Raw genomic sequence first — 13784 nt, 5'->3', positions numbered from 1 at the left:
GGCCCGCCCTCCAAGGCCACGGGCGCGCAGTGCAATCCCAAATCCCCGTCAGATCAATTCCGGGCGGCTACGGGCGTGGCCATTCGGATCGCGCCGCCACGCGCTGATCGCGCTCAGGCCAGCCGGCTCAGGCCAACTTGCTCAGGCCGTTTTGCGCTCGATGGCCTTCAGCTCCCGATCGATGCGCAGCTGCACCCGCCGGATCGCGAGCAGGTCGATCTTGGTCTCGGTCCTGCCGGTTTTGATCTGCTCGCCGATGCGGAACTGCCACTGCCAGATGCCGGGAATGGCCGTCTTGGCGAGGGTGAATTCGACGCCCCTGTGATTCATGGTCATCTCCCACGATTCACCGTCCGTGACCTACAACATGATGGGCGTCATGATATTCCCCGGACAAGCGAAATATGTCGACAAACCTCCTCGCCGTTCACGGAAAGCGCACGCCGGGACGGGGGCGGGAACTCTGTTCATGGTCGGAGAACCACGGAGTACCACCGTGCGACGGCACATGCCTTGCTTGGCTTGGTGAGGCAACCATGGACGTCTCATGCTCGGCATTCCCCGCCGCTACTCCCATCTCGTCTTCGGCGTCATCCAGTCCGGCCTGACCTCGCTGATCGCCGCGGGCATCGCGAGCTTTCCCGCCGCAAGCGCCATAGTCTTCCTCGGGCACTGGATCGCGTCGTGGCTGATCGCATGGGGCGCCATGCTGCCGATCGTGCTGCTCGCTGCGCCCGCCATCCGCGCCGTCTCGCTGCGGCTGACACGGGATGACGGCGGGCTGCGAACCCGCCGCCAGGCATGAAAAAACCCCGCTTGGGGAGAGCCAAGCGGGGGAGAAAGTTATTGGAGGCTGAGGTGCTGGGCTGCAACACCTAGCAAGCCGACCATAGCCGCCTGCGCTTACGTCAGCCTGACAGTTCGGCAGATCGAATCATCCCGTGCCCCGCCATGCCCGCAAACAGAAAACCCCGCTCGGGGAGAGCGGGGTCCTCGGTTGGGTATGGAGGCCCGGTGTTGGTCCACCGGGCACCGCGATATTAGGCGTTCCGGCTTACATGCGCCTGACGGGGGCGCAGCAGAGGGCAGGGATCGCGAGGCCTCAGACTGGCCCCTGGCCGGTCCCAATTTCGACATCCGGCCGCACGACTGGCGACACATCGGTCGGCAAGATTCCGGATGGTCCGGCGCAGCCATGGGGGAAACGTGGCGCGGCGGCGATGGGGTGCATCATGGATAACGTAGAGCGGTCATTCGCCGCCGCCACGGCGGCTGGCTTCGTCGTGCTGGTCATCGGCCTCGTGCTATTGGCGCTGCTGTAGGGCGGGCCCGGTGGGCGCGCCGCGCCGCCATCGCCAAAAAAGGCGAAAACAACCCCATGCACAGTAGGCCGGTGGGGAATTCTGTCGTGTAATCAATAACTTAATTATGGTATTTAGATACCTTAATCGGGCATGAGTTATACCCGGACCATGCCGGTTCCCGAGAGGTCGGCCTTGGGTTGGCCGCAGCCCAGACGGGTCCGACGACCACCCTTCCGGCTTAATGGACCTTGATGTCGTCCAGGGGCAGACGGAGCTCGGCGGCACGCTCGTCGCGGTCCTTCCTGCGGAATTCGTTTTCTGTGCGCTCGAACTTGAGCATTTCCTCCTGCGCGGCCTCGAGCAGGGGGTTGCGCCTGATGGCGCCGGGCTGCGTGCTTTCAGTCATGACAGAGATCCCCAGAGTTGCGGTCCCATCCCGACAGAAGGCCGCAGGCCGCGAAAAGGTTCAGTGCCGTAGGATTGCGGAATTATGACAGCGCGCAGGCCGCGCGTCTTTGATGCGCATCAGCTTCACGGCGAATGAGAACGCACCGCTATTTCGGCGGCTGCAGCCCGGGAGACTTGACCCAATCATGCAGATGATTGGCGATGTCGGCTCGTCGTGCCTTCTTGAGCAGGGCGTCTCGCTCGGGGCCAGGCGGCAGCCTGGAGGCCTGCTCCTCGACCTGCTTCGCCCATGCGGCCAGCCGATCCTGGAGGGTCAGCTGCTGCTTGAATCGCCGTCGCCTGAACATGACGCGCTCATTTCCATCGGAGGAAGGCGGGAGCGCGATTGGCGTTCTCGTCACCGGTCGTCGCCAGGATTCGTGCGGTGATGGTGCATTAGGGTTCAGAAACGAATTCGGGTCTGTTCAGTTGTACACGCACGGAGATCGACGATTGTTGGCCATTTGAGGGCACGCACCGAAGGTCCTCAACTCGAGGCCGCCAACCGCGGCGGCCTCTGGAGATTGAGCCAGCAATGTCAGTGACAGGGCTTGCCCAGCATCTGGGCGTACCGGCTGTGGCAGCCATCGTGCAGCTGAGACTTCTTGGTGATTTTGGCACCGGCTTTCGGCGCCGCGGATGTCGGCGTGTTCGCCGACTGCGCCTGCACCGATGGCGAGCCGGCGAGCACGGACAGCGCGAGAACGATCGTGGCGATTGACCTCATCTATTCCTCCCGGGACAAGTGAGACGATATGTAGCGTTACATTCTGTAGCACATAAGTCCGGGCTTTTCAAAGTGCTGTGTGGCGAGGGCTGACAGTCCCCAATCTGCAAAAGAACATATTGCGAACAGAGAACAGATAGGGTACATTGATTTTATCGACGACCCGCTGCCCCAATCGTTTGTCCCGCACCCGAATCCTCGCCATAAGGAGCACGACCCAATGTCCGCCACTGCCCTGCGTATCGTCGAAGGATCTTCCATGGACAAGAGTAAAGCCCTGGCCGCCGCGCTCTCTCAGATCGAGCGCCAGTTCGGCAAGGGCTCGGTGATGAAGCTCGGCAAGAACGATCGCTCCATGGACATCGAGGCGGTGTCCTCGGGCTCGCTCGGTCTCGATATCGCGCTCGGCATCGGCGGCCTGCCCAAGGGGCGCATCGTCGAGATCTACGGGCCGGAATCATCGGGCAAGACGACGCTGGCGCTGCATACGGTGGCGGAAGCGCAGAAGAAGGGCGGCATCTGCGCCTTCATCGACGCCGAGCACGCGCTCGACCCGGTCTATGCCCGCAAGCTGGGCGTCAACATCGACGAGCTGTTGATCTCGCAGCCCGACACCGGCGAGCAGGCGCTGGAAATCTGCGACACCCTGGTGCGCTCGGGTGCGGTGGACGTGCTGGTGGTCGATTCGGTCGCAGCGCTGGTGCCGAAGGCCGAGCTAGAAGGCGAGATGGGCGATGCGCTGCCGGGTCTGCAGGCGCGATTGATGAGCCAGGCGTTGCGCAAGCTGACGGCGTCCATCAACAAGTCCAACACCATGGTGATCTTCATCAACCAGATCCGCATGAAGATCGGCGTGATGTACGGCTCGCCCGAGACCACCACCGGCGGCAACGCGTTGAAGTTCTACGCCTCCGTCCGCCTCGACATCCGCCGCATCGGCGCGATCAAGGAGCGCGACGAAGTCGTCGGCAACACCACGCGCGTCAAGGTGGTGAAGAACAAGCTGGCACCGCCCTTCAAGCAGGTCGAGTTCGACATCATGTACGGCGAGGGCGTCTCCAAGATGGGCGAGATCCTCGATCTCGGCGTCAAGGCCGGCATCGTCGAGAAGTCCGGCGCCTGGTTCTCCTATGACAGCCAGCGCCTGGGCCAGGGTCGCGAGAATTCGAAAGCGTTCTTGAAGGCCAACCCGGACATTACCGCCAAGATCGAGACCTCGATCCGCCAGAACTCCGGCCTGATCTCCGAGCAGATCCTGGCCGGCACGCCCGAGAGCGACGCCGACGGCGAGGAGCCTGCGGACGAGTAAGACTTAGCGCGAAAGTTTTTCGCGAGGAGCGGGCGCTGAGGACGTTGAGTTGCCGACGTCGTCAGTGCCCGTTTCGTTTTGGCGGCTTAGCGAACGCAGGTGATTGCGGTGAAGCGCCTGATTCTGACAACAGATTCGTCCGCTGCCGGCGCCTTGCAACGCGCTGGGCTCGCCGATCTCGTCATCGCCATCGAGCACCGGCTTGTCTGGGGGCCGTTGCCGTCCGAGGAGGAGCTGGAGGCATTCTTTACCCCGCGTAGGATGCAGCCTCGAGGCCTTCATTGGCTGGACGACACGCCGTCGTGGCGTCTCGAAGAGTCGAGATTGAAAGACCGTGGACTGATCGAGCTGCTGTCGGAATGTGATCTAGCCGAACTGTGGGTCGGGCCAGAGCCAAACGCACAATTGGTTTTGCTTTGGCTGCTCGACCATTGCGGCAGCAAGGGAGCGGCAGTCTCCAAACTCGCGATATGTTACCTGGACTTGGCCGTTGGTGGCGCCGAGCCGGAGCGGCTTACCGAGCTGAACCCGCCGATCGTTAAGGTCACGCAAGAACACGTCGAACTGGCGGCGCGTGCGTGGCGGGCCTATCGCGCGTCGACGCCGCAGGCTTGGTTCGACCTTCTCAAATCGGATTTGAGTTTGCTTCCGCAGCTTGAACGGTGTGCCCTCGACCTGCTCGATGAGCTTCCGAGCAGGACTACCGGTCTTGCAGCGACTGAGACGCGAATGCTCGAGTTGATCTCACCAGGGAATGTGCAGCCCTTTGACGTCTTCCCCGGTCAAGAGAAGCGCAACGAGCGGCGCGTGTACGCTTATTGGGAAGTCGGAACCCTGCTCGATGGGCTCGCGCGATGTCCAGTACCGGCCGTAGCCGGGTTGGAGGAGGGGCCATTCACGCTCGACATGCATGACGATGCTCGCCGTTTCGCGCAATACAAGCGGTCCCGCTTGTCGCTCACCGATTTCGGGACGGCGGCGCTGGCGGGAGAAGAGGACTTCCGGCGCCATAATACGATTCGCCGCTGTTGGGGTGGCACGCTTCTCACCAGCGAACGGCTTTGGCGATGGGACGCCGAGAGCCGCGCGTTGATCGCGCCTGAGTGAGGCGTACGCATGCTCTCAGCGTTCCTGTATTGCGTATCAATTTTTGAGAGGCGACCGTGTCCCATTTGATCTTAGCCACGAACCATCTTGACGAAGACCTTCTTCGCCAGTCGCGCCAAGCGAATGTCGTGCTTGGGTTCTATCCACGCTTCGTGTGGAGGAAATTGCCTTCCGACGAACAGCTTCTGATGGGGCTGGAGCGCCGATCGACAAAGCATGGCAATTCCGGCGATCATTGGCTCGATGACGCTTGTCGTGGCTCGCTGGAGGGGTTCGGAACGCGTGATATCGGTTTCTTCGAGCTATGTTCGAAGTTCGACTCAATTGAAATATGGGTCGATCCTCGACCAAACGATCAGCTTGTGCTGGTCTGGCTGCTGGACTTGCTTCGCCCCTACAAGGAGATTACGACGAAGCTCAGTCTGGTGCACACGGATGACCATGTTGCGCACTACCCTCCCGAATCTGTCGCAAAATGGAAGCTGCCGGCCTTCAAGGTGACCGAAAATCATTTGGTCTTGGCACGCCGCGCCTGGCAAGCCTATCGGGCTGAAACGCCAAAGCCATGTTTCGATCTTCTGATGACGGATCTGACGATCCTGCCGAGACTTCGGCCGGCGCTCATCGCGTTGCTTGAAGAGCTTCCGGACAACGTGACGGGCCTAGGTGCCAGCGAAATGGATATTCTGGACTTTGTGAACGATGGGCACACCGACCCAAGGCGCGTCACCGAGGCGTGTTGGCTCCGCGACGTGTTCGACGAAGACGACGCGCGCGAAGCCTTGCTCGAACTGGGGGCATATTCGGCGCCGCCGATCTTGTTGGGCGATCCGGCGTTCAACAATGAGGATCGCTACTTCGGCAGGAGCGAGTGGAAGGTCACGCTGACCGAACTCGGTCGTTCCATTTTTGCGCGTGAGGACGATATGTGGCGCCACAACCGGATCTATCGCTGGTGGGGCGGCACTGAACTGACCAACGAGAAGCTCTGGCGATGGGATCGCGAAAGCCGTTCGCTGGTTGCGCCATAGATTTACGCTCAGTGCCGTAGGATGGGTAGAGCGCAGCGAAACCCATAGCTTTTCTTGCGCACAAGCGAGCGCAGTGATGGGTTTCGCTGCGCTCTACCCATCCTACAAAGCTTACTCCGCGGCTTCTGCGTAATCGCTCACCGGCGGGCAGGAGCACACGAGATTACGGTCGCCGTAGACATTGTCCACACGCCCCACCGGGCTCCAATATTTGTCGGTGCGCGAGGTGCCCGCGGGGAAGCAGCCTTCGCTGCGGGTGTAGGCGCGATTCCAATCATCATCCGCGATGTCGTGCACGGTGTGCGGGGCGTGGCGCAGCGGCGACGCCTCGATCTTGAAACGGCCGGCCTCGACCTCGGCGATCTCCTTCCGGATCGCGATCATGGCGTCGCAGAAGCGGTCCAGCTCGGCCTTGGATTCCGACTCGGTCGGCTCGATCATCAGCGTGCCCGGCACCGGGAAGCTCATGGTCGGTGCGTGGAAGCCGTAATCGATCAGGCGCTTGGCGATGTCATCCACCGTGACGCCGCTCGTCGTTTTCAGCGGCCTGGGATCGACGATGCACTCATGCGCGACGCGCCCCCTGGCGTTCTTGTAGAGCACCGGGAAGTGCGGATCGAGGCGCGCTGCGATGTAATTGGCGTTGAGGATCGCGATCTCGGTGGCGCGCTTCAAGCCTTCGCCGCCCATCATCAGGATGTAGATGTAGGAGATGGTCAGGATCGAGGCCGAGCCGAACGGCGCGGCGGAGACTGGACCCACGGGCGCGTCTGCTTGCGTTGCCGGATGGCCCGGCAGGAACGGGGCGAGATGCGCCTTGACGCCGATCGGGCCCATGCCGGGGCCGCCGCCGCCATGCGGAATGCAGAAGGTCTTGTGCAAATTGAGATGGCTGACATCGGCGCCGTAATCGCCGGGCCTCGACAGGCCGACCTGCGCGTTGAGGTTGGCACCGTCGAGATAGACCTGCCCGCCATGGCCGTGCACGATGTCGCAGATCTCGCGGATGTGCTCCTCGAACACGCCATGCGTCGAGGGATAGGTGATCATGACCGCGGCGAGATCGTTCGAATGCTTCTCCGCCTTGGCGCGCAGATCATTGACGTCGACATCGCCGTTCTTCTCGCAGGCGACCACCACCACGTCCATGCCGACCATCGCGGCCGAGGCCGGGTTGGTGCCGTGGGCGGAGGAGGGGATCAGGCAGATCTTGCGGTGGCTCTCTCCGCGCGCGGCATGATAGCCGCGGATCGCGAGCAGCCCGGCATATTCACCCTGTGCGCCGGAATTGGGCTGCAGCGAGATCGCGTCATAGCCGGTGATGTCGCACAGCCATTTTTCCAGCCGCGCGAACAGCGCGTGATAGCCGGCGGCCTGCTCGCGCGGCACGAACGGATGCAGCGAGCCGAATTCCGGCCAGGTCAGCGGCATCATCTCGGTGGTCGCGTTCAGCTTCATCGTGCAGGATCCGAGCGGAATCATCGCGCGATCGAGCGCGAGGTCGCGATCGCTGAGCTTGCGCATGTAGCGCAGCATCTCGGTCTCGGAGCGATGCGCGTGGAACACGGGATGGGCGAGGAAGGCGGTGGTGCGCTTCAACCCGTCCGGCAGCGCCTCGCGCGTCTCGGCGTCGATCTCGGCATAAGCGAGTGTGCCGCCGAAGGCGCGCCAGACCGCCTCCATCGTCGCCGCCGTCGTGGTCTCGTCGAGTGCGATGCGAAGCGCCGTATCACTGACGCCGAGATTGATCTTCTCGGCTGATGCGCGCGCGATGATCTCGGCACGCCCCGCGCCGGCATCGACGCTGAGCGTGTCGAAGAAGCTGTCCGATTGCAGCGCGAAGCCGAGCTTGCGCAAACCGCTCGCGAGCACGGCGGTGCGGCGATGCACGTTGCGTGCGATCTGCGTGAGGCCTTCGGGGCCGTGATAGACCGCATACATCGAGGCGATCACGGCGAGCAGAACTTGCGCGGTGCAGATGTTGGAGGTCGCCTTCTCGCGGCGGATGTGCTGCTCGCGGGTCTGCAGCGCCAGGCGATAGGCAGGCATCCCGCGGGAATCCACGGAGAGGCCGACGATGCGGCCCGGCAGCGAGCGCTTCAGCGCATCGCGCACCGCCATATAGGCCGCGTGCGGACCGCCATAACCCATCGGCACGCCAAAGCGTTGCGCCGAGCCGATCGCAATGTCGGCACCGAGCTCGCCGGGCGAAGCCAGCAGCGTCAAGGCGAGCAGGTCGGCCGCGACGATCGCGAGCGCACCCTTGGCCTTCAGCGTCGCGATCGCAGGCCGCAAGTCGCGCACCGCACCGGAAGAACCCGGATATTGCAGCAGCGCGCCGAGCACGTCACACTTAGCGAGATCGGTGAGGGGATCGCCGACGATCAGCTCCCAGCCCAGCGGCTCGGCGCGGGTGCGCATCACGGCCAGCGTCTGCGGATGCACGTCCTGGTCGACAAAGAAGGCCTTTGCTTCGACCTTGGAATGCCGCTCGGCCAGCGCCATGCCTTCGGCCGCTGCGGTCGCTTCATCGAGCAGCGAGGCGTTGGCGACGTCGAGCCCGGTGAGATCGCAGATCATGGTCTGGAAGTTGAGCAGCGCTTCCAGACGGCCCTGGCTGATCTCGGGCTGGTAGGGCGTGTAAGCCGTGTACCAGGCCGGGTTCTCCAAAATGTTGCGCTGGATCACCGCGGGCAGGATGGTGCCGGAATAGCCTTGGCCGATCAGCGAGGTGAAGACCTGGTTCTGACGCCCCAGCTCGGTCATGTGCGCGATCGCCTCGGTTTCGCTGAGCGGTTTGCCGAGATCGAGCGGGGCGGCCTGCCGGATCGAGGCCGGCAGGGTCTCCGCCATCAGCGCATCGACGCTTTTCGCGCTGACGGTCTCGAGCATTGCGGTGACGTCGCGCGCCGACGGGCCGATGTGGCGGCGGGCGAAATTGGCGGTGTCGCCGTTGGATTTGCGGTGCGCGGTCATCATTGGGTCCTCGCTTAGGTTTCGCTGTCGCCGTCATGCCCCGCCTAGTGCGCAATTGCGCACGGGGGCGGGGCATCCAGTAAACGCAGGCAGCACGGCTTGAACCCAGAGGCTGCGGCGTACTGGATCGCCCGCCTGCGCGGGCGATGACACCGAATATGAGGTCAGAGTTCTCGTCATCTCACGCCGTATGGGCCTTGTAGGCGGCTTCATCCATGAGGCCGCCGAGCTCGCTCTTGTCGATCATCCTGATCTTGAAGAACCAGGCCTTGCCTTGTGCGTCGGAGTTCACAAGGGCCGGCTCGGCGGTAAGCTCGGCGTTGGTCTCGAGCACTTCGCCCGTTACAGGGGCGTAGACGTCGGATGCGGCCTTGACGGATTCGACGACCGCTGCGGCTTCCGCCTTCTTCAGGGTCCGGCCGACCTTGGGCAGTTCGACGAACACGACGTCGCCGAGCTGCTGCTGCGCGTAGTCGGTGATGCCGACGGTCGCGACATCGCCCTCGATGGCGAGCCATTCATGGTCGGAGGTGTACAGCGTCGTGGTCATTTTCTTGTCCTCAGCGTTTGTAGGTGTTCTTGACAAAAGGCATGGCAGCGACGGTGAGCGGAAGGCGCTGGCCGCGCACTTCGGCGAAGAGTTTTGTGCCGAGCGCGCTCAGATTGGTGGGCACATAGCCCATCGCCACCGGCGCGTTCAGGCTTGGGCCGAAACCGCCCGAGGTGACCTTGCCGATCGGCTCGCCCGCGGCCTCGTCCGCGAACAGCAGCGCGCCCTCGCGAACCGGCGCGCGACCCTGGGCGAGCAGGCCGACGCGGCGGCGCGTTGCGCCGTTGTCGAAATGGGCGAGGATCTTTTCCGCACCGGGAAAGCCGCCGGCGCGCGCGCCGCCGCTGCGGCGGCTCTTCTGCACCGACCATTCCAGCGCGGCCTCGACCGGCGTCGTCGCGGTGTCGATGTCGTGGCCGTAGAGGCAGAGCCCGGCTTCCAACCGCAGACTGTCGCGGGCGCCCAGGCCAATCGGCAGCACATCGGGGTTTTCGAGCAGCATTTTGGCAAGACGCTCGGCATCCCCTGCGGGAACGGAGATCTCGAAACCGTCCTCGCCGGTGTAGCCGGAGCGCGAGACGAAGCACTTGATGCCGGCAACCTCGTGCGGGCCGGAATCCATGAATTTCATGGCGGGCGCATCTGCACAGAATTTCGTCAGCGCCGATTCCGCTTTCGGGCCCTGCAGCGCGATCAGCGCGCGATCTGCCAGCTGCTCGATGACGCAATCGCCGGACAGATTTGCGCGCAGATGCGCCTCGTCCTCGGCCTTGCAGGCGGCATTGACGACCAGGAACAGGTGATCGCCGAAATTGGCGACCATGAGATCATCGAGAATGCCGCCATCTTCATTGGTGAACTGGGCGTAGCGCTGCCGCCCCGGCGCAATCGCCACGATATCCTGCGGCACCAACCGCTCCAGCGCGCGGGCGGCGTCCTCGACCTTGCCCGACTTGGCCCGAAGCGCGAGCTGGCCCATGTGGGAGACGTCGAACAGGCCGGCGTTGGTGCGGGTCTGGAGGTGCTCTTTCAGCACGCCCGCGGGGTATTGCACGGGCATGTCATAGCCCGCGAACGGCACCATCTTGCCGCCGAGGGACACATGAAGCCCATGAAGGGGCGTACGTTTCAGGGAGTCTTGGTCGTGTGCAAGCATCAAGGGGCCCTCGGCGGTTCCCCGGGGAGAATTCCCCGAGACAATCCATCGAAGCCCCATCTGTCGCTGTGCCTGAGAGTATTATCCCGTCGGCGGACGCAATCCGGACCTCAAGCCCGTCGGCGCCTCTTTCCAGATGCTGTCAAAGCCACGCGGTCCTTTTGCCTGAGAGTTTCCGGGGCGGTTGCTCCTTCGGCGCCGGCTGCCTAAAGCCGGTCTCTCCCGACGTGGCCGTACGATACAGATGGGTACAGACCACAGGGTAGCCAAGCCTGTCAACGCGACCGCTTGGCCTTTCAACCGGGATTGCAGCCGGGATTGCGCTGCCATTGCGTGCCTTGGGCAACCCTCTGATCTCTCTGCACAGTTTCTGGACAGCGAAGCTGGCCTTGTCTAAAAGCGCTTTGGCCCGCAGATATCAGCCTTAACGTCCGGTTTTTACGGCGACAAAAGCGGGTCCAAGCACACCCGATTGGATGAACATGAGCGGCGTCAACGAGATCAGGTCGACCTTTCTGAACTTCTTTGCCGAGAACGGCCACGAGATCGTGCCGTCCTCGCCCTTGGTGCCGCGCAACGATCCGACGTTGATGTTCACCAATGCCGGCATGGTCCAGTTCAAGAACGTCTTCACCGGCGTCGAGAAGCGGCCCTATCAGCGCGCCACCACGTCGCAGAAATGCGTGCGCGCCGGCGGCAAGCACAACGACCTCGACAATGTCGGCTACACCGCGCGCCATCTCACCTTCTTCGAGATGCTCGGAAACTTCTCGTTCGGCGACTACTTCAAGGAGCGCGCGATCGAGCTCGCCTGGAAGCTGATCACGAGCGAGTTCGGGCTGAAGAAGGACAAGCTGCTCGTCACCGTCTACCACACCGACGACGAGGCGGCGGGCCTGTGGAAGAAGATCGCCGGCTTCTCCGACGACCGCATCATCCGCATTCCGACCTCGGATAATTTCTGGGCGATGGGCGACACCGGCCCGTGCGGCCCGTGCTCGGAGATCTTCATCGATCGCGGCGAGCACATCTGGGGCGGACCTCCCGGCTCGCCGGAAGAGGACGGCGACCGCTTCCTCGAATTCTGGAATCTGGTGTTCATGCAGTTCGAGCAGGTGACGAAGGAGGAGCGCCAGCCGCTGCCGCGTCCCTCGATCGACACCGGCATGGGCCTGGAGCGCATGGCCTGCATCCTCCAGGGCGTCGAGAGCGTGTTCGAGACCGACCTGTTCAAGAACCTGATCGATGCCGCCGCGTCCGCGCTCGGCACCGGGCCGAACGAGCAGACCGTGGCCTCGTTCCGCGTCATCGCCGACCACTTACGCTCCTCGGCCTTCCTCGTCGCCGACGGCGTGCTGCCCTCGAACGAGGGCCGCGGCTATGTGCTGCGCCGTATCATGCGCCGCGCGATGCGCCACGCGCAGCTGCTGGGCGCCAAGGAGCCGCTGATGCATCGCCTGGTCTGGGCGCTGGTGCGCGAGATGGGCCAGGCCTATCCCGATCTGATGCGCGCGGAAAACCTGATCGAGGAAACGCTGCGGCTCGAGGAGACCCGCTTCCGCAAGACGCTGTCGCGCGGCCTTGCCATCCTCGACGAGAAGAGCGCGGGCCTGAAGAAGGGCGACATGTTCGATGGCGACGTCGCCTTCACGCTGTACGACACCTACGGTTTTCCGCTGGACCTGACCCAGGACGCGCTGAAGTCGCGCGGCATCGGCGTCGACCAGGCTGCGTTCACCGACGCGATGGAGCGCCAAAAGGCCAAGGCGCGCGAGTCCTGGAAGGGCTCCGGTGAGGCGGCGTCGGAGGCGATCTGGTTCCCGCTGCGCGAGAAGCTCGGTGCGACCGAATTCCTCGGCTACGAGACCGAGAGCGCCGAAGGCGTGGTCTCGGCGCTGGTGAAGGACGGCGCGGAGGTCATCAGCCTCAAGGCCGGCGATACCGGGGCGCTCGTGCTGAACCAGACGCCGTTCTATGCGGAGTCGGGCGGCCAGGTCGGCGATACCGGCGTGCTCTCGGGTGAGGGCGGCATCAAGATCCGCATCACGGACACGCAGAAGAAGCTCGGCGATCTCTTCGTGCATATCGGCACGGTCGAGAGCGGCGAGGTCAAGCTCGGCACCGCGCTGCAGCTCGAGGTGGATCACGGCAGGCGGTCTTCGATCCGCGCGCATCACTCGGCGACGCATCTCATTCACGAGGCGCTGCGCCAGGTGCTCGGCGACCACATCGCCCAGCGCGGCTCGATGGTTGCGCCGGACCGTCTGCGCTTCGACTTCGTGCATCCGAAGCCGATCAGCGCGGACGAGCTGTCCCGCATCGAGGACATCGCCAACGATGTGGTGCTGGAGAACGACGAGGTCACCACCCGCATCATGGGCGTGGACGAGGCCCGCGAGGCCGGGGCGCGTGCGCTGTTCGGCGAGAAATATGGCGACGAGGTCCGCGTCGTCTCGATGGGCCGGACCGCGCGCGAGCGCGGCGCCAATGCGCTCGGCTGGTCGGTCGAACTCTGCGGCGGTACCCATGTGAAGCGCACCGGCGACATCGGCCTGATCACGCTGACGGGCGAGAGCGCGGTGGCTTCCGGCGTGCGCCGCATCGAGGCGCTGACCGGCAACTACGCGCGAAAACACGCCAACGACACCATGGGCCTGGCGAAGAGCGCGGCGAACGAGCTGCGCACCTCGCTCGACGACGTGCCGGGGCGCATCGCCGCGCTGATGGAGGAGCGCAAGAAGCTGGAGCGCGAGCTCTCCGACGCCCGCAAGAAGCTGGCGATGGGCGGCGGTGCATCCGCGAGTAACGGTGCCGCCGCAGGCGTGCGCGAGGTCGGCGACGTCAAACTGATGGCGCGCGCGGTCGAGGGCATCGAGATGAAGGATCTCAAGAGCCTCGCCGATGACGGCAAGAAGCAGATCGGCTCCGGCGTCGTCGCCATCGTCGGCGTCACCGAGGACGGCAAGGCCGGTGTCGTGGTCGGCGTTACGCCTGATCTCACCGCGCGCTTCAACGCCGTGAATTTGGTGCGCATCGCCTCCGAAGCGCTGGGCGGCAAGGGCGGCGGCGGCCGGCCCGACATGGCCCAGGCCGGCGGCCCCGAGGGCGCCAAGGCGTCCGAGGCGCTGGCAGCGATCGAGAAAGCGATGGCGGGCGCTTAAGGCTCGATGTCACCCG

12 protein-coding genes and 1 riboswitch are annotated in these 13784 nt (G+C 64.0%); of the genes, 5 read left to right on the top strand and 7 right to left on the bottom strand.

Going from position 1 to position 13784, the window contains the following annotated elements; translation table 11 throughout:
- Positions 1–141: 141 nt before the first annotated feature.
- Positions 142–330, bottom strand: coding sequence for a hypothetical protein (locus BCCGELA001_RS24625; protein WP_060737810.1), 189 nt, complete (start codon positions 328–330; stop codon positions 142–144).
- A 217-nt stretch (positions 331–547) separates the two neighbouring features.
- Between BCCGELA001_RS24625 and BCCGELA001_RS24620 the strand changes: the two genes are divergently transcribed.
- Entirely contained in the window at positions 548–805 is a 258-nt protein-coding gene (locus BCCGELA001_RS24620) for a DUF2798 domain-containing protein (protein ID WP_060736525.1), read from the top strand.
- A 737-nt stretch (positions 806–1542) separates the two neighbouring features.
- Here BCCGELA001_RS24620 and BCCGELA001_RS38480 read toward each other — a convergent pair.
- From BCCGELA001_RS38480 to BCCGELA001_RS37325, 3 genes are all read right to left on the bottom strand, one after another.
- Positions 1543–1710, bottom strand: a complete 168-nt coding sequence (locus BCCGELA001_RS38480) for a hypothetical protein (RefSeq protein ID WP_008564078.1) — start codon at positions 1708–1710, stop codon at positions 1543–1545.
- Positions 1711–1858: 148 nt separating this feature from the next.
- Complete coding sequence (locus tag BCCGELA001_RS24605) at positions 1859–2059, bottom strand: hypothetical protein (RefSeq protein WP_008564080.1); 201 nt, start codon at positions 2057–2059, stop codon at positions 1859–1861.
- Positions 2060–2289: 230 nt separating this feature from the next.
- Positions 2290–2478, bottom strand: coding sequence for a hypothetical protein (locus BCCGELA001_RS37325; RefSeq protein ID WP_061847407.1), 189 nt, complete (start codon positions 2476–2478; stop codon positions 2290–2292).
- A 220-nt stretch (positions 2479–2698) separates the two neighbouring features.
- Between BCCGELA001_RS37325 and recA the strand changes: the two genes are divergently transcribed.
- The 3 genes from recA (at position 2699) to BCCGELA001_RS24590 (ending at position 5925) form a co-directional block, all read left to right on the top strand.
- Positions 2699–3787, top strand: coding sequence for a recombinase RecA (recA, locus tag BCCGELA001_RS24600; protein WP_018316624.1), 1089 nt, complete (start codon positions 2699–2701; stop codon positions 3785–3787).
- A gap of 108 nt (positions 3788–3895) precedes the next feature.
- Positions 3896–4894 carry a hypothetical protein gene (locus BCCGELA001_RS24595; RefSeq protein WP_060737809.1) on the top strand — a complete coding sequence of 333 codons (999 nt, stop codon included), beginning with the start codon at positions 3896–3898 and terminating at the stop codon, positions 4892–4894.
- A 56-nt stretch (positions 4895–4950) separates the two neighbouring features.
- A complete protein-coding gene (locus BCCGELA001_RS24590; RefSeq protein WP_236840747.1) occupies positions 4951–5925 on the top strand; it encodes a hypothetical protein in 975 nt (324 codons plus the stop codon).
- Between the two features lie 111 nt (positions 5926–6036).
- Here BCCGELA001_RS24590 and gcvP read toward each other — a convergent pair whose 3' ends face one another.
- The 3 genes from gcvP to gcvT all read right to left on the bottom strand — a co-directional run bounded on the left by gcvP (position 6037) and on the right by gcvT (position 10607).
- Positions 6037–8901 (bottom strand): aminomethyl-transferring glycine dehydrogenase, encoded by a 2865-nt coding sequence (gene gcvP / locus BCCGELA001_RS24585; RefSeq protein ID WP_060737807.1) that lies wholly within the window; start codon positions 8899–8901, stop codon positions 6037–6039.
- A gap of 181 nt (positions 8902–9082) precedes the next feature.
- Positions 9083–9451 carry a glycine cleavage system protein GcvH gene (gene gcvH / locus BCCGELA001_RS24580; RefSeq protein ID WP_060736523.1) on the bottom strand — a complete coding sequence of 123 codons (369 nt, stop codon included), beginning with the start codon at positions 9449–9451 and terminating at the stop codon, positions 9083–9085.
- Positions 9452–9461: 10 nt separating this feature from the next.
- The gene (gcvT, locus tag BCCGELA001_RS24575) at positions 9462–10607 is read right to left on the bottom strand and encodes a glycine cleavage system aminomethyltransferase GcvT (RefSeq protein WP_060736522.1); all 1146 of its coding nucleotides are present in this window, start codon (positions 10605–10607) and stop codon (positions 9462–9464) included.
- Positions 10608–10751: 144 nt separating this feature from the next.
- A riboswitch (glycine riboswitch) is annotated at positions 10752–10842 on the bottom strand.
- Positions 10843–11089: 247 nt separating this feature from the next.
- Here gcvT and alaS point away from each other — a divergent pair.
- Positions 11090–13768, top strand: a complete 2679-nt coding sequence (alaS, locus tag BCCGELA001_RS24570; RefSeq protein ID WP_060737806.1) for an alanine--tRNA ligase — start codon at positions 11090–11092, stop codon at positions 13766–13768.
- The last annotated feature ends 16 nt before the right edge of the window (positions 13769–13784 follow it).

Origin of the sequence: Bradyrhizobium sp. CCGE-LA001, assembly GCF_000296215.2 — a bacterium.
Lineage (GTDB): Bacteria > Pseudomonadota > Alphaproteobacteria > Rhizobiales > Xanthobacteraceae > Bradyrhizobium.
This window is presented reverse-complemented; position numbering and strand designations above follow the sequence as displayed.